This is a genomic window from Nocardioides sp., from assembly GCF_030019515.1.
Lineage (GTDB): Bacteria > Actinomycetota > Actinomycetes > Propionibacteriales > Nocardioidaceae > Nocardioides.
On sequence record NZ_JASEEQ010000002.1, the window covers coordinates 297,981 to 313,923 of the forward strand.

Annotated in this window: 15 protein-coding genes and 1 riboswitch; of the genes, 9 read left to right on the forward strand and 6 right to left on the reverse strand. The window is 73.1% G+C overall.

Annotation, left to right across the window (positions count from 1 at the left end; all coding sequences use genetic code 11):
- Position 1: 1 nt before the first annotated feature.
- A complete protein-coding gene (locus tag QMC84_RS03825) occupies positions 2 to 1,237 on the reverse strand; it encodes an ArsA family ATPase (RefSeq protein WP_300371938.1) in 1,236 nt (411 codons plus the stop codon).
- 22 nt (positions 1,238 to 1,259) lie between these two features.
- Positions 1,260 to 1,700, reverse strand: coding sequence for an SRPBCC family protein (locus QMC84_RS03830; RefSeq protein ID WP_300371940.1), 441 nt, complete (start codon positions 1,698 to 1,700; stop codon positions 1,260 to 1,262).
- A gap of 149 nt (positions 1,701 to 1,849) precedes the next feature.
- Between QMC84_RS03830 and QMC84_RS03835 the strand changes: the two genes are divergently transcribed.
- The 9 genes from QMC84_RS03835 to QMC84_RS03875 all read left to right on the forward strand — a co-directional run bounded on the left by QMC84_RS03835 (position 1,850) and on the right by QMC84_RS03875 (position 11,783).
- Entirely contained in the window at positions 1,850 to 3,652 is a 1,803-nt protein-coding gene (locus QMC84_RS03835) for an AMP-dependent synthetase/ligase (protein WP_300371942.1), read from the forward strand.
- A gap of 130 nt (positions 3,653 to 3,782) precedes the next feature.
- The gene (gene cpaB, locus QMC84_RS03840) at positions 3,783 to 4,517 is read left to right on the forward strand and encodes a Flp pilus assembly protein CpaB (RefSeq protein ID WP_300371944.1); all 735 of its coding nucleotides are present in this window, start codon (positions 3,783 to 3,785) and stop codon (positions 4,515 to 4,517) included.
- A gap of 6 nt (positions 4,518 to 4,523) precedes the next feature.
- The gene (locus QMC84_RS03845) at positions 4,524 to 5,711 is read left to right on the forward strand and encodes an AAA family ATPase (protein ID WP_300371946.1); all 1,188 of its coding nucleotides are present in this window, start codon (positions 4,524 to 4,526) and stop codon (positions 5,709 to 5,711) included.
- A 4-nt stretch (positions 5,712 to 5,715) separates the two neighbouring features.
- Positions 5,716 to 7,176 carry a CpaF family protein gene (locus QMC84_RS03850; protein WP_300371948.1) on the forward strand — a complete coding sequence of 487 codons (1,461 nt, stop codon included), beginning with the start codon at positions 5,716 to 5,718 and terminating at the stop codon, positions 7,174 to 7,176.
- Positions 7,177 to 7,204: 28 nt separating this feature from the next.
- Positions 7,205 to 8,185: a type II secretion system F family protein gene (locus QMC84_RS03855; RefSeq protein ID WP_300371950.1), complete on the forward strand. Its 981-nt coding sequence runs from the start codon at positions 7,205 to 7,207 to the stop codon at positions 8,183 to 8,185.
- A gap of 1 nt (position 8,186) precedes the next feature.
- Entirely contained in the window at positions 8,187 to 9,101 is a 915-nt protein-coding gene (locus tag QMC84_RS03860) for a type II secretion system F family protein (protein WP_300371952.1), read from the forward strand.
- A complete protein-coding gene (locus QMC84_RS03865; RefSeq protein WP_300371954.1) occupies positions 9,101 to 10,717 on the forward strand; it encodes a histidine kinase in 1,617 nt (538 codons plus the stop codon). The genes QMC84_RS03860 and QMC84_RS03865 overlap by 1 nt, the downstream gene beginning before the upstream one ends.
- Positions 10,714 to 11,352: a response regulator transcription factor gene (locus QMC84_RS03870; RefSeq protein WP_300371956.1), complete on the forward strand. Its 639-nt coding sequence runs from the start codon at positions 10,714 to 10,716 to the stop codon at positions 11,350 to 11,352. The genes QMC84_RS03865 and QMC84_RS03870 overlap by 4 nt, the downstream gene beginning before the upstream one ends.
- Before the next feature lie 206 nt (positions 11,353 to 11,558).
- Complete coding sequence (locus QMC84_RS03875; protein WP_300371957.1) at positions 11,559 to 11,783, forward strand: Flp family type IVb pilin; 225 nt, start codon at positions 11,559 to 11,561, stop codon at positions 11,781 to 11,783.
- 77 nt (positions 11,784 to 11,860) lie between these two features.
- Here QMC84_RS03875 and QMC84_RS03880 read toward each other — a convergent pair whose 3' ends face one another.
- From QMC84_RS03880 to QMC84_RS03895, 4 genes are all read right to left on the reverse strand, one after another.
- Positions 11,861 to 13,099: a M48 family metalloprotease gene (locus QMC84_RS03880; protein ID WP_300371959.1), complete on the reverse strand. Its 1,239-nt coding sequence runs from the start codon at positions 13,097 to 13,099 to the stop codon at positions 11,861 to 11,863.
- Positions 13,096 to 14,319 (reverse strand): hypothetical protein, encoded by a 1,224-nt coding sequence (locus QMC84_RS03885; RefSeq protein ID WP_300371961.1) that lies wholly within the window; start codon positions 14,317 to 14,319, stop codon positions 13,096 to 13,098. The genes QMC84_RS03880 and QMC84_RS03885 overlap by 4 nt, the downstream gene beginning before the upstream one ends.
- A 54-nt stretch (positions 14,320 to 14,373) precedes the next feature.
- Positions 14,374 to 15,357 carry an NlpC/P60 family protein gene (locus QMC84_RS03890; protein WP_300371963.1) on the reverse strand — a complete coding sequence of 328 codons (984 nt, stop codon included), beginning with the start codon at positions 15,355 to 15,357 and terminating at the stop codon, positions 14,374 to 14,376.
- A 12-nt stretch (positions 15,358 to 15,369) separates the two neighbouring features.
- A riboswitch (cyclic di-AMP (ydaO/yuaA leader) is annotated at positions 15,370 to 15,528 on the reverse strand.
- A gap of 181 nt (positions 15,529 to 15,709) precedes the next feature.
- A complete protein-coding gene (locus QMC84_RS03895; RefSeq protein ID WP_041546637.1) occupies positions 15,710 to 15,919 on the reverse strand; it encodes a hypothetical protein in 210 nt (69 codons plus the stop codon).
- Positions 15,920 to 15,943: the final 24 nt, after the last annotated feature.

The window sequence follows — 15,943 nt, forward strand, 5'->3', positions numbered from 1 at the left end:
GTCATCTCCCAGCCTCGTCCGCGGCCGCGTCCGCGACCGCGTTCGCCGCCACACCGGCGGCGTCGGCATCGTCGACGAACCGCACCTGCAGCTCGCCGTGCTCCACCCGGGCACCGGCGATGCGGTACCGCGCCAGGCCGGATGGGAGCGTGATCAACCGACGATACGATCCCACGGTCACGACGAGATCGTCGCCATTGCGGGCCAGGTCGACGTCGGTGCGCGAGACCAGCGGCAAGGAGAGTCGGACGACGGCCCCGCCCTCGCTGCGCCGGATGCGGAACGGTGCCTTGCCGGGCGAGCTCGTCAGCGGGTCGTCGTCGGCGTACAGGTCACGAGCCAGGCCGGCGAGCGGCACGACCCCGACCGGTTCGCGGGGACGGTACTCCGAGCGCCAGATCGGCAGGCCGGCGAACGACTGCTCGACCCGGCGAAGCACCTCGTCCTGCGCGAGCACCCAGCCGGCCCGCCAGTCGTCGGCGTCCTCGGCCGGGAACACCCGGTTGGCGATCACGCCGTCGACGCGGTAGCCGAACAGCGACAGCGTCGTGTAGGAGCGCCTGGCCTCGGCGAGGACCACGTTCTCGGGGGTCAGCACGAGCCGGACGCTGGAGTCGGGGCCGCTGAGCAGGGTGCGCACCTCGTCGAGCTCCGCATGCAGCCGCTCGATCGCGTCGAAGACCGAGTCGCCCGGCATCGGCACGCCCGCGGCCCGGCTCAGCACCGGCCGCAGCGCCTTGACGACGCGCCGCTCGACGGGGAGGACCCGGTTCATGTACCAGCCGAGCGCCTCGGGCAGGGCGAGCAGCCGCAGCGTCTCCGCCGTCGGGGCGCAGTCGACGACGATCACGTCCCACTCCCCGGAGAGGGCGTGCAGGCGCAGCTCGAGCAGCGCCAGCACCTCCTCGGCCCCCGGGATCACGGTCAGCTCCTCCGCGGCGACCGGGTCGACCCCGGCGACGTCGAGCACCGAGAGGAGGTAGCGCTGGATGTCGGCCCAGGACTGCTCGAACCGCAGCTGGGCGTCGACCTGGACCACGAACAGGCCGGGCGCGACCTCGGTCGGCTCGGACCCGATCGCGCCGTACTCGCAGCCGTAGGCGTCGGCCAGGGAGTGGGCCGCGTCGGTCGAGAGCACCAGGGTGCGGTGCCCGTCGGCCGCGGCGAGCGCGGCGGTCCCGGCGGCGACGGTGGACTTGCCGACCCCGCCCTTTCCGGTGAACAGGAGGATACGCACGGTCAGCTGGTCCAGCGCTCCCTCAGCCGAGCGACTCGACGCGCTTCTTGAGCCCCTTCAGCGCCGTGTCGATGAGGATCTTCTCGCCCTTGCGCTTGAGCATGCCGATCAGCGGGATCGAGACGTCGAGGGCGAGGCGGTAGGTGACCTCCGTGGAGCCGTTGCCGAGCTCGCGCAGCAGGTAGGCGCCGTCCAGGGCACGGAGCATCTTCCCGTGCACCAGCGTCCAGGTGACCATGTGGTCGCCGTTCCAGACGTACTCGAGGGTGTACTCGTCCTTGATCGGCGGGACGTCGAGCTCGAAGAACACCTGCTCGGCGCGGCCGTTCGGGAACTCGGCGACCACGTCGGCGGTCCGCACGCCCTTGGCCCAGTGCGGGTAGGCGGGGAAGTCGGCGATCACACCCATGATGTCGGCTGAGGAGGCGTCGATCACGATCGACGACGTGGTCTGCTCGGCCATCAGGGATCCCCTTGGTCGCACTCGATTCGCGGCTGCCTCGGTCAGCGAGCGTACCGGATCCCGCCGGCCCTCCGACCGGCGGTAACCTCGCTCGGTGAGCCCCAGCCACCTCCGTGCGGACGCGCGGTGCCGGACCCCGGGAGGCCCCCGTGCGTGAGTTCTCCAACCCGCTGACGATCGAGGTCCCCGCCACCGGCAACCTCACCGACGACGTGGTGGCCAACGCGCGCGAGGCCGGCGACAGCATCGTGTTCAGCCGGCCCTCGGCGCACCCGGACGCCACCGGCTGGGAGGACGTCAGCGCCGCCCAGTTCCTCGCCGAGGTGAGCGGGGTCGCCAAGGGGCTGATCGCCGCGGGCATCGAGGTCGGCGACCGGGTCGCCGTGATCTCCAAGACCCGCTACGAGTGGACCCTCCTCGACTACGCGGCCTGGTTCGCCGGTGCGGTCACCGTGCCGATCTACGAGACCTCCTCGGCCGAGCAGATCGCCTGGATCCTCGCCGACTCCGGTGCGCGCGCGGTCGTCGCCGAGGGCGCGGACCACCTGGCCCGGATCCGGGAGGTGCGCGCCGGACTGGACCAGCTCAACCACGTGTGGTCGATCGCGGACAACGCCGTCGACAACCTGGCGCGGCTCGGCGCCGACATCTCCGACGAGGAGCTGGAGAAGCGGCGTACGACGGCGACCCCGCTCGACCTGGCCACCCTGATCTACACCTCGGGGACCACCGGCCGGCCGAAGGGCTGCATGCTCACCCACGGCAACTTCATGTTCGAGCTGACCGTCGCGGTCGCCGAGCTGCCCGAGCTGTTCGAGGGCGACGACTCCTCGACGCTGCTGTTCCTGCCGCTGGCGCACGTCTTCGCCCGGATCATCCAGGTCGGGTGCGTCAAGACCCGCACCCGCCTCGGTCACAGCTCGGACATCAAGAACCTGCTCGCGGACCTGCAGGAGTTCCAGCCGACGTTCATCCTGGCGGTGCCGCGGGTCTTCGAGAAGGTCTTCAACACGGCCTCCCAGAAGGCCACGGCCGACGGACGCGGCCGGATCTTCGACAAGGCCGCGGAGACCGCGATCGCCTACTCCCGCGGGCTCGACCGGGGTCGGCCCTCGCTCGCGGTCCGGGCCAAGCACGCGGTGTTCAGCCGGCTGGTCTACGGCAAGCTGCTCGCCGCACTCGGCGGCAGCTGCCGGTACGCCGTCTCGGGGGGCGCACCGCTCGGCGACCGGCTCGGCCACTTCTACCGCGGGATCGGGCTGACCGTGCTGGAGGGCTACGGCCTGACCGAGACGACGGCCGCCCTGACCGTGAACCTCCCCGACGCGATCAAGGTCGGCACCGTGGGCCGACCGTTGCCGGGCACCGCCGTACGCGTCGCCGACGACGGCGAGCTGCTGTTCCGCGGCGGCCAGGTGTTCGCGGGCTACTGGCACAACGAGACCGCGACCAGCGAGGCGCTCGAGTCGGACGCCTGGTTCCACACCGGCGACGTCGGCGAGGTCGACGACGAGGGCTTCGTGCGGATCACCGGCCGGAAGAAGGAGATCCTGGTGACCGCCGGCGGCAAGAACGTTGCGCCCGCGGTGCTCGAGGACCGCCTCCGGGCGCACGCCCTCATCGACCAGTGCATGGTCGTCGGCGACGGCCAGCCCTTCATCGCGGCGCTGATCACGATCGACCGCGAGTCGTTCCCGGCCTGGGCCGAGGGCCACGGCAAGACCGGCAGCATCTCCTCGCTGGTCGACGACCCGGACCTGCGCGCGGAGATCGCGGCAGCGGTCGAGGAAGCCAACAAGGCGGTCTCGAAGGCCGAGTCGATCCGCAAGTTCACGATCCTCCCCGGCGAGTGGACCGAGGAGCGCGGACAGCTCACGCCCAGCCTCAAGATCCGCCGCAACGTCGTGATGCGGGAGTTCCGGGAGGACGTCGCCGCGCTGTACCTGGGCTGACGCCGCGAAACGTGACCGTTTTCACGTCGTGGGGCCGCGAAGCCCCCTAGAGTGCCCAGACAGCGGCGCATTACCGGGGGGTAAGGCGTCGTCGACGAGGCTGAGGCCCTAGGAGTGGGAGGGCACCACGATGGACCGACGTCGGCTCCTGATCGCCGCCGCCGCGCTCGTGGCCGCCCTCGGCACGGTGCTGGTCGTCGTCTACGCCCGCGGCGCCGACCAACGGGCGGAGGACCGGTTCGAGTCGGTCGAGGTGCTCGTGGCCACCCAGCCGATCGCGGCCGGCGAGACCGTCGAGACGGCCCAGGCGGCGGGCAAGATCGGCACCGGCTCGGTCGCGCTGCGCGACCGGCTCGACGGCGCCCTCACCTCCCTCGACGGCCACGCCGGCCAGGTGGCGCTGGTCGCGATCCAGCCCGGGGAGCAGCTGCTCACGGCGAAGCTCGGGTCGAGCTCCGACGCAGCGGCCCCGCTGCCCATCCCACCGGGCGCGATGGCGGTCTCGGTGAACCTGACCGATGCGGCCCGGGTGTCCGGCTTCCTCAGCCCGGGCGCGGAGGTGGCCGTCTTCCTCAACGGCATCGACCAGCAGAACGGGCAGGCGTTCACCCGGCTGCTCCTGTCGCGGGTGACGGTCCTCGGCGTCGGGTCGGCCGCACCGGTGGCCACCACGACGACGGACGACACCGGCGCCCAGACTGTCGAGCAGCTGCCGCGCACGCTGCTGACGATCGCGGTGGATCAGAAGCAGGCACAGAAGGTGCTGTTCGCGTCGTCGAACGGCGAGCTCGCCTTCGCCCTGCTCAACGGCGACAGCGAGGTCAGGTCCGGCAAGGGCGTGACCGCGCAGAACCTCTTCCGGTGACCTGAGATGCCCGTCGTCGTCGAGCCCGATCCCGCCACCGCGGCGCGGTTGCTGTCGGCGCTGCCGCCCGGGGCGCACGGGGTGGACTCCACCGACCGGCTGCGGGCCTGGGTCGGCGAGCACACCGACGAGTACGTCGTGGTGCTCGGGCCGCACCTGGGTCTCGAGGACGCCCTCGCGGCCTGCGAGGCGCTCCGGGTCGGCCGCCCGACGGTCAGCGTCGTCGTCGTGCGGGACCAGTCGGACACCCCGATCGACACCGTGCTGCTCACCCGGGCGATCAAGGCGGGCGCCCGCGACGTCGTACCCCACGACGACCTCGAGGCGGTGGCCGCCGCGGTCGGTCGCGCCCACCAGCTCTACGTCGCGCTCCGTGGCCCCGCCGGCGTCACCCAGCAGGGCCGGGTCGTCACCGTCTTCTCCCCCAAGGGCGGGGTCGGCAAGACCACGATGGCGGTCAACCTCGCTCTCGCGCTGGCCGACGGCGGCGCCCGCCAGGTCTGCCTCGTGGACCTCGACCTCGCGTTCGGCGACGTCGCGATCACCCTGCAGCTGTTCCCCTCGCACACCGTCGAGCACGCGATCGGGTCCGAGGACACGCTGGACGCCGCGATGCTCGCGTCGCTGCTGACGCGCCACCAGGGTGCGGTGATGGTGCTCGCCGCCCCCAGCCAGCCCGACGTGCGGGAGCGGATCACACCCGCGCTGGTCACCCGGGTGCTGACTACGCTGCGCGAGACCTTCGACTTCGTCGTCGTCGACACCGCCCCGGCGTTCGACGAGACCACCCTCGCCGCCCTGGACGAGACCGACGAGTGCGTGGTGGTCGCCACCCTCGACGTACCGACCTTGAAGAACGTGCGCGTCGCGCTCGAGACCCTGGAGATGCTCGGCATCGCCCGCGGCCGCCGGCACCTGCTGCTCAACCGGGCCGACGACGCCGTCGGGCTCGGCCCGGACAAGGTCGAGGGGATCCTCGGGCTCGCGGTGGCCGCCCAGGTGGCGACGTCGATCGACATCGCGGCCTCGACCAACGCGGGCACGCCGATCGTCGCCGGCAAGCCCGACCATCCCTCCAGCACCGCCATCCGGGCGCTCGCCGGGCTGCTCGCGGGCGCCCCCGCCGGCGGCGCCGAGTCGGCACCGCACCCGGCGCCGCCGACCCCGACCCGCCGGTTCCGGATCCGGAGGTGACCCGATGAGCCTCGCCGACCGACTCGCCGCGGCCCGCGCCGAAGCCGCCGACGCCGCTGGCGCCGCCGCGGACGCCGCCACCGCGCCGTCCGCGGAGCCCGCGACCGCACCTGCTGCGTCGGTCGCGCCGGAGGCCACCGAGCCGGTCCCCGAGGCGGCCCTGGGCCGGCGTCAGGCGCTGGCCGGTCGGCGGGACCGGATCGAGGAGATCAAGGGCAGCGTGCACGCCGAGCTCCTCCAGCAGCTCGGCCCGCAGCTGTACGACGCGGAGATGGACCAGGACGAGCTCGACCAGCGGGTGCGGGCCGTGCTCGCCGAGGTGCTCGGCGCGGAGGACCGACCGCTGAGCCACAGCGACCGGGCCCGGGTCACCCAGGAGATCAGCGACGACATCCTCGGCTACGGGCCGATCGAGCCGTTCCTGCGGGAGCCGACCGTCTCGGAGGTGATGGTCAACGGCGCCCACAGCATCTGGATCGAGCGCGCGGGCCGGATCGAGCCCACGGCGGCCCACTTCGTCGACGAGCCGCACCTGCGCCGGGTGATCGACAAGATCGTGTCGCGCATCGGGCGCCGGGTCGACGAGTCGAGTCCGATGGTCGACGCCCGGCTGCCCGACGGGAGCCGCGTGAACGCGGTGATCCCCCCGCTGGCGATCGACGGCTCGGCGCTCACCATCCGCAAGTTCGCCAGCACACCGCTGACCGCCGACGACCTGGTCACGTTCGGCACCCTGAGCGAGCCGGCACGGGACTTCCTCGCGGCCTGCGTCCGCGCTCGGCTGAACATGATCGTGTCCGGCAGCACCGGCGCCGGCAAGACGACGACGCTCAACGTGCTCTCGTCGTTCATCCCCTCCGACGAGCGGATCGTGACGATCGAGGACGCGGCGGAGCTCCAGCTCGAGCAGGAGCACGTGGTCCGCCTGGAGTCGCGGCCGCCGAACATCGAGGGCCGGGGCGGCGTGGACACCCGCGACCTCGTCCGCAACGCCCTGCGGATGCGCCCGGACCGGATCGTGGTCGGCGAGGTCCGCGACGCGTCGGCACTGGACATGCTGCAGGCGATGAACACCGGACACGACGGCTCGATCTGCACGGTGCACTCGAACGGTCCGCGCGACACCCTGGCCCGCATCGAGACCATGGTGCTGATGGCCGGCATGGACCTGCCGATGCGGGCCATCCGCGAGCAGATGGCCTCGGCGCTGGACCTGATCGTGCACCAGACCCGCTTCAAGGACGGGTCCCGGCGGGTCACCCACATCACCGAGGTCGAGCGGATGGAGGGCGACGTCGTCACCCTCCAGGACGTGTTCGTCTTCGACCAGTCCCCCGGCTTCGACGCCGAGGGCCGGTCCTTGGGCCGGCTGGTGGCGAGCGGGCTGCGTCCCAAGCTCCTCGAGAAGCTGGCGCACGCGAACGTCGCGGTCGACCCGAGCCTGTTCGTGGCGGGACTGCGATGAACACCCCACGAGATCGCGGGGGCCCCGAATGAGCTGGCTCCTGGTCACCGGCGCGGTCGCGGTCGGCCTGGGGCTGCTCGCGGCGCTGGTGCTGCTCTCGCCGCCCGCGCGCTCGGCGGAGCTGACGCCGGCGGAGCGGGTGACGGCGTACGTCGGCGTGGCCGGCGACGGCGGCGCCGCGATCGGTCCCCCCGGCCACCGCCCGGACGCGCTCGCCCAGGCGACCGGCGCGGCCGCCCAGGTGCTGCGGAGCAACCGCGGGCTCGAGGACCGGATCCGGCACCGGCTCGAGGGGGCCGGCAGCCGCCTCGAGCCCGCCGAGTGGCTGCTCGTGCACACCGCGCTCTTCGTGCTCACCGGGCTGGTGGGGCTGCTGCTCGGCACCGGCAACGTCGTGCTGTTCGTGATGTTTCTCGCCCTCGGCGGCGTCGGGCCCTGGCTGTACCTCGGGGTGCGTCGCGGACGTCGCCGCAAGGCGTTCAGCGCCGCCGTCCCCGAGACCCTGCAGCTGATGTCGGGATCGCTCTCGGCCGGGCTCTCGCTCGCGCAGTCCGCCGAGACGGTCACCCGCGAGGGCGCCGATCCGGTCGCCGCCGAGTTCCGCCGCGCACTCGTCGAGACCCGCCTCGGGGTGCCGTTGGAGGATGCGCTCGAGGGTGTCGCCGACCGGTTCGACAGCGCGGACCTGGCCTGGGCGGTGATGGCGATCCGGATCCAGCGCCAGGTCGGAGGCAACCTCGCCGAGCTGCTCGACACCGTCGCGGAAACGATGCGGGAGCGGGAGTACGTGCGGCGGCAGGTCGCGGCCCTGTCCGCCGAGGGCCGGCTCTCGGCGTGGGTGCTCGGGTCGCTGCCGGTGGCGTTCCTGGCCTACCTCCTGCTGGTCAACCGTGAGTACGTGATGCCGCTGTTCGAGGACCCGCGCGGCATCGTGCTGCTCGCCGGCGCGGCGCTCTGGCTGGCGGTCGGCGCGTTCTGGATGAGCCGCCTGGTCCGGGTGGAGGTCTGAGATGCCGCTGCTCCTCGGCGCGCTCCTGCTCGCGGTCTCGGTGCTGCTGCTCACCCTCGCACTCGGGGAGAGCAGGGACGCCCGGGGCGTGGCCCGCTCGCTCGAGCTGGCGCGAGGCTCGACGGCCACTCCCGAGCTCCTCGTCGCCGAGGCGCAGGCGCCGTTCGCCGATCGGGTACTGGCCCCGCTCCGCGGGCGCGCACTCGGCCTCGGCCGGCGACTCGCCGGCCAGGGCGCGGCGGACCGGGTCCGGCACCGGCTCGACCTGGCCGGGAACCCGGCCGGCTGGACGATCGACCGCTACCTGACGGCGACGGTCCTGGGCGCGGCCGTCGGACTGGTCGGAGCCGGCCTGCTCGGCCTGCTGCTCGAGCCGGCCACGCCGATCCTCGTGCTGCTGGTCGCCGCGGGCCTGGTCGTCGGCTACTTCGCCCCCCGCCTGTACCTCTACCAGTTGTCCTACGACCGGTCCGAGCGGATCCGCCGGGCGCTACCGGACGCGATCGACCTGCTCACGATCAGCGTGGAGGCCGGGCTCGGGTTCGACGCCGCCGTCCAGCAGGTGGCGCAGCACACCGACGGGCCGCTCGCCGACGAGCTGTCTCGGGTGCTGCGCGAGATGCAGCTCGGGCAGAGCCGGTCCGCCGCGCTGCGCTCGCTGTCCGCGCGGACCGCGGTGCCCGAGCTGCGCGGCTTCGTCGGGGCGATGGTGCAGGCCGACGCCCTCGGCATCCCGATCGCGCAGGTGCTCCGCGTGCAGTCCCGGGAGATCCGGGTGAAGCGGAGACAGCGTGCCGAGGAGCGCGCCCAGCAGGTGCCGGTGAAGATCACCATTCCGCTGATCTTCTGCATCCTGCCGTGCCTGTTCGTCGTCGTGCTCGGCCCGGCGGTCCTCAACATCATGGACACGTTCTGATGGGCCGCGAGGCGGCGCGTTCTCGGCGCGGGTGGCCGGCGATCCGGCTCGCCGGCGCGACCCGGCTGTGCGGCTTCTTCGCGCTGCTGGTGCCGGCCCTCTGGACGCGCGACACGACAGCGGTGCTGGCCCTGATCGCAGTCGGTGCGGCCTGGCTGCTCGGCGAGCTCGCCGAGCTCAACGCCGCCCTGCCGACGTGGCTGACCACCGTGCTCGAGCCGCTCACGGTCGGGGTCGCGTGCGGCCTGGCGCTGCACCACTCGACCACCGTCCTCGGCGCGCTCGCGATCGGCCCGGTGACCGCGGCGCTGCGCGCCGGCGCCGCCGGGGCGTCCCTCGCGATCGTCTCCGAGCTCGGCGCCCTCCTGGCGGTCGCGGTCGGGTCGGGCCGCCCCGTCGATGACGCCGAGGGGCTCGCGATGCTGACCTGGAGCGTGGTCGCGCTCGGCCTCGGGATGATCGCGACCTACCTGCACGCCGTGCTCCGGCGCGACCCCGACCCGCTCAGCCCCTACCACGACGCCCAGGACCTGATCCGGCAGCTGATCGACCTCTCCGACGGCTTCGGCACCGGGCTCGACCCCGCCACGCTCGGCACCGGGCTGCTCGACGCGGTCCGCGACGAGCTCCCCGCGGCGGCGCTCGCCGTGTACGTCGCGAACGGCCGCGACCTCGCGCCGCTCGTCACGTGGACGGTCCGCACCGGGGCGGAGCCCGCCGACGAGCTCGAGGAGGTCACGGACCTGGCGACGCTCTCCTGGGTCTCGGCGCGACCGACGGTCGACGGTCAGGTCTTCGCGTTCCCGCTGAGCTCCGGCGGCTCCACCGTCGGCGTGGCGGCCGGCCGGCTGTCCGACCGGCTGGAGGCCGACCGGATCGGGCTCGAGGACCGGATCCGTGAGCTCGGCGTGCAGCTCGCGCCCGCCGTCGTCCGCCTCGACACCGCGCTGCTCTTCGAGGCCCTGCGCGACCGGGCCACGGCGCGCGAGCGCCGGCGGCTGGCCCGGGAGATCCACGACGGCCTCGCCCAGGACATCGCCTCGCTGGGCTACCTGGTCGACACGCTCGCCGCCGAGCCCGGCTCGCCGGCCCAGGCCGCGCGGATCACGGCGCTCCGCGAGCGGATCTCGGCCGTGGTGACCGAGGTGCGCCAGTCCGTCGTCACCCTGCGCACCGGCGTCGGCGAGAGCGCCAGCCTGGGCGCGGCGCTCGGCGGCCTCGCGCGCCGGCTGACCGAGTCCTCCGGCGTGCCCGTGCACGTCACGCTGGACGAGCGTGAGGCCCGGCTCCGGCCCGAGGTCGAGGCCGAGCTGTTCCGGATCGCCCAGCAGGCGATGACCAACGCCGTCCAGCACGCCGCCGCCACCGCCATCGACGTGCACTGCCGGGTCCGGCCGCCACAGGCGGTGCTCACCGTGCGCGACGACGGTCGCGGGCTGGGCCCGGCGCGCCCGGACTCGCAGGGCCTGGACATCATGCGTGAGCGCGCCGTACTGATCGGCGGTCAGCTCGACGTCGACCAGCGCCACCCGCGCGGCACCAGCATCACCGTCCGGGTGCCGGCTCTCGCGACCGTGCTGCCGACCACGACCCGTGAGGAGTCCGTGACCGCATGACCACCGTGCTCCTCGTCGACGACCACGAGCTGATCCGCAGCGGGCTCGCGGCCGTCATCGACCTCGAGGACGACCTCACCGTCGTCGGGACGGCGGCAACGGTGGCCGCCGGTCTCGCCGCCATCGAACGGCTGGCCCCCGACGTCGTCGTCGCCGACCTGCAGCTGCCCGACGGCACCGGCCTCGACATCGCCCGGGCGGTGCGCCGCGAGAGCGACGCCACCGGGCTCGTGGTGCTCACCATGCACTCCGGGGACGACCAGATCTTCGCCGCGATGGAGGCCGGGGCCTCCGGGTTCGTCGGCAAGGACGCCCCCGCGCAGGAGGTGGTCCGGACCATCCGGCACGCGGCCGTCTCCCCACGCTCGTTCGTCTGCAGCGGGCTGACCGAGGCCATGGTTCGCCGGGTCGGCGCGGGCGCCGCCCGGCTCTCCGACCGCGAGCACGACGTGCTGCTGCTGCTCGCCGACGGCCTCGGCGCCGCCGCGATCGCCGAGCGGCTGTTCATGAGCGAGTCCACGGCCAAGTCGCACATCGGGCACATCTACCAGAAGCTGGGCGCCGCCAACCGGGCCCAGGCGCTGGTCACCGCGATGCGGATCGGCCTGCTCTCCAGCGTGCAGCCCGGGACCTAGGTCCTGGGACCTTGGTCCCGACCTCCCTGACCCGCCCGCACCCCGGCAACGATGCCCGATCGTCGCCGGTCTCTAGCCCTTTGTGACTAGAGACCCTGACGCGGTCGTCCGATCCGGATGGCCCGACCGGGAGCGCACGATGGCGGTCGAGGGGTGAGGGACTCCTCGGTCCTGTCTCGGGACCGAATGGGAGAGGGAGAACGACCATGCTTCAGTACCTGCAGATCCTGATGGCCGGGCACCGCGCGAGGATGGACGAGCGCGGCGCGTCCGCGGTCGAGTACGGGCTACTCATCGGAGGCGTCGCGGCGCTCATCGTGGTCATCGTGTTCGCGCTCGGTGACAACGTCCAGAACCTGTTCCAGGACACGTGCGGCGACATCACGGCCGGAAGCACGACGGACACAGCCACGTCCACGTGCACTCCGTGATCTGAGACAGACTTGGTGGCCGCGGACCGCAAGGTCCGCGGCCACCGTCGCGTCCGGGACGGTGACGCGCCGTGGAGCTACTCCCCCGCGAGCTGCCGGGCGATCGCGATCCGGGTCAGCGTCGTGGGGTGCGAGCCGAACCACCACTGCGACCAGGCCGGCGGGGTCGGGTCGGCCAGGGAGTGCAGCGCGAGCTGGCGCTGCACCCCGACGAACGCGCCCGGGTCGTGGGTCACCTCGAGGGCGTCGACGTCGGCCCGGGTCTCGATCCGACGACTGATCCCGTTCTCCACCGGCGTGGCCAGCACCGTGCCGAGCGCGACCAGCGCCAGCACCAGCGGCACCACGACCGGGTCCCCCATGGTGAGGCTGCGGCGGCCGCCGACCGCGCCGACGAGCAGGCCGAGCAGGCCGACGCCGAACACCGCACCGGCCACCCCCAGCAGCGACCCGGTCAGCACGTCGTCGTGCCGGGCGTGCGCGAGCTCGTGGGCCACCACGGACAGCGCCTGGTCGCGGGGCACGTCCTGGACCAGGTTGTCGTAGAGGACCACCCGGCGGGTCCCGCCGAAGCCGGACACGTAGGCGTTGAGGGTCGTCGTACGCCGGGAGGCGTCCGCGACCAGCACGTCGTCGACCGGGACGTTCTCGCGGGTCGCGAGCTCGAGCACCTCGGTGCGCAGCGGTCCGGCCTCCAGCGAGCTGAACGAGTTGAACAACGGCTCCACGACCACCGGGTAGACGAACGACCCGGCCAGGACCAGCACACCGAGCAGGCCGCCGGCGACCGCCGGCCAGGCGCGGTGCCACCGGCGAGCACACCCGACCAGGATCACCAGCACGATCGAGGTCGCGACGATCCCGACCAGCTCGTTCTTGACCAGGTCGAGCGCGAACGCCGACCAGGCCTGGTGGCTCAGCCCGTGGTCGAGCACGTGGCGACGCAGCAGCACGGCGAACGGCAGGGTCAGCACCCGTCCGACCACCGCCAGCACCGCGACCGCCAGCACCACCCGGACCCACCACCAGCCGCGCAGCCGGGCGGCGAGACGCCGGCCCCAGGGCCCGAAGCCGAGCCCGCACGCGACGAGCACGGAGACCACCAGCGAGCTCCGGCTCCAGATCCGCGCCCACCGGGAGAAGTCCTCGCCGCGCTGGATCTCGGCGGCCGTGAAGACCGACCCGGCGTCGGCCGGCCCCGGCGTGCCGCCGGGCACCGGGTGCCACGGCACCAGCACGAGAGCCAGCACGACGAACGCGAGCGCTCCGAGCGCGGTGACGGCCAGCGCCACGCGGCGCTCGGGCGGGATGCTCACCCCGCAGATTCTGACAGGGCCAGGTCGGAGAGCTCGCCGCGCCACTGTCGGGTGAACCCGCGCAGGGTCATCCCGAACGCCGACCCGAGCGCGGCGCCGACCGGCGCTCCGTCGTCGACGGCGCGGTAGAAGCCCACCAGCGCCTGCTGGCCGCCGTCGCGGGCGAGCAGCCGGCAGGCGAGCCAGGCGCTCTCGTACGTCGCGCCCAGGTGCGTCGCGCGGGTGCCGAACTCGGCCGCTCCCGGCAGCGCGCGCGGCGGCCCGCTGCGCCGTACCTCCGCGATCACCTGGGCGGCCGACCGGGAGACCGGCAGGTCGACGTCGCGCAGGGCGACGTAGTCGGCGAAGCCCTCGAGCAGCCACAACGGCATCTGGCTGGTCCAGGCGCCGGCGGCGACATGGGTCGCCTCGTGGCTCATCACGACCTGCGCGCCCGTGGGTCGCAGCCCACCGAAGACGTCGGGGTTGACGAAGACGTGGACCGGGGCGTCGGGCGCCAGCGAGCCGTCGGCCGACGTGGTCACCGCCGCGATCTGGTCGTAGGTGCCCGGTTCGGCGTCCAGGACCCGGTCGAGGGCATCGACCGACGCGGGGACCTCCACGACCAGGCCGCGGTTCCAGTCGGGGAGGACGCGGCGTACGACGGGCACCGCGGCGCTCGCCCGCCGGGCATAGGTGCCGGCCTCGGCGGACGACCCGTCCACCAGCACCAGCGTCCGCGCCGTGCGGCGCACCTGCAGCGGGCCGGCGAGCCACAGCGGGGACACCCGGTCACCCCCGCCGAACCCGGTCAGCGCGACCCGGTCGCCGTCCTCGCGCAGGTGCACCAGCACCTCCGCCCGCGCCGGCGCCCGGTCGAAGCCGCTGAACCGCCAGGTGGCATCCACGGCGGCCGTCCAGTCGCCGTCCGGTTCCAGCGCGCCCTCGGCGTCGACGTAGCGCAACGTGAAGTCGGCGACGCCGGTCCGGTCCGCGTTGCGGACCACGGCCGCGAGCAGGTTCGCGGCGGCCGGGTCGTCGTCGGGCGCGAGCGCACGCGCGGCCCCGCCGTCCCCCTCGTGGACCGCGCGCACGAAGTCCGCGAGGGTCTGGCCGGCCAGCCCCGGCGAGACGCTCTGCGTGGTCGGTGCGGGCGTAGGGGCGACATACGTGTCGTCGTCGGTGACCCACCAGGCGACCAGGCCGGTCGCGAGGATCAGGCACAGCGAAAGGCCGGCCACCCACCAGCGTGGGCGACCGGCCGATCTGCCGCTCTCGGGGGCCTGGCTCACCTATCAGCCGGGGCGGACCGCACCGGTGTAGGGCATCGAGAAGACGTTGGCGACGGCGACCCCGGTGCTGGGGTTGGCCGCGTGGACGATCATGCCGTTGCCGATGTAGATGCCGACGTGGCTGATCGGGCTGTAGTAGAAGACCAGGTCGCCCGGCTGCAGGTCGCTGGACGCGATGTGGGGGCCGGAGCCGTACTGGGCGCTCGACGAGTGCGGGAGCGCGACGCCGGCCTGCGCCCAGGCCATCATCGTGAGACCGGAGCAGTCGAAGGCGTCCGGGCCGGCGGCGCCGTACACGTACGCGTCGCCGACCTGCGCGAGCGCGTACTGCACTGCGGCGGCAGCGCGTCCGGAGGCGGGGACGTCGGAGGGGGCGCGCAGGCTGCCGCGCGAGAGGATGGCCTCGCGCTCCTCGGCCTTGAGGTCGGAGAGCAGCGACTCGGCCGCCTCGAGCTTCTTGTCGATGGTCGCCTTCTCGGCGGCCAGCTTCTTCTCCAGCTCGGCGACGTCGCTCGCGCGCTTCTCGGTGGCGTCGCTGCGGATGCCGAGGGCCTTGAGCTCGGTGGCGTAGTCGTCGAAGAGCTGCGACTGCAGGTCGTTGAACGCCGACATCGTCGAGAGCTGGGAGAGGAACGACTCGGGGTCCTCGGAGACGACGACGTGGCCGACGGCACTGAGGCTCTGCCCCTCGTACTGCCGGACGACGGAGTCCTGGACCTGCTCGCGGACCACGTCGAGGCGGTCGTCCTGGCGCTGCTGGTCCGAGCGCAGCGAGCCCAGGTCGTGCTGCAGCTCCTTGAGCTCCAGCTTCGCGTCGTTGTACCGCTCGGAAGCCTGCTCGGCCTCGTGGTAGAGCCGATCGACGCGCACTTGGACGTCGTCGATATCGGGCTCCGCCGACGCCGGCGAGGAGGGCATGAAGCCCACGGCGGCGATGAGGGCGAAGCCGGTCAGGAGGGTGATGAGTCGGTTCCGGCCGTTCTGCACGAGCGGGCGCTCTCCTTGTACGTCGTACGCCTACCGGGTGAGCTGACGGGTTCGGGCACGACATTTGCCCTACGCCTCGAGAGGCGATTCACCCCAGGTGGCCCTGCGACCACCGATGGTTCCCCGGCTCCCGGGCCGGCTGACCGGTCCGGGACTCAGCGCGGTGACCGCGCGGATCCGAGTGATCCACTTCCACGGCCACCTGAGCGTCACACGTTAACGGCGGCATCCGGCGGCGGCCAAGTTTCCGGGGATGTCTCTGTGAGTTTCTTGTCACGTCATCGAAGTCTTTGCCCGGATCGCGTCACACCAGCCCCATGCGTCACACGAGCCACAGGCGACCGGCGCGTCCTCACGCCGACTCCACCACCGGTGGGCCGTCGACGGGCTGGACGAGCCGCAGTGGGGGCACCAGGCCGCCACGGGCCAGGACGTCGAGGGCACGTCGGCCGTCGTCGTCGAAGGTGAGCTCGGGAGGCGGCCCGAGCAGCACGGTCACCACGCAGTCGTGGCAGTGCAGACCTCGCACCGTGCAGGTCTCGCAGTCGATTCGCGTCGTCATGACGGGAACGCTCGCAGGGACCGC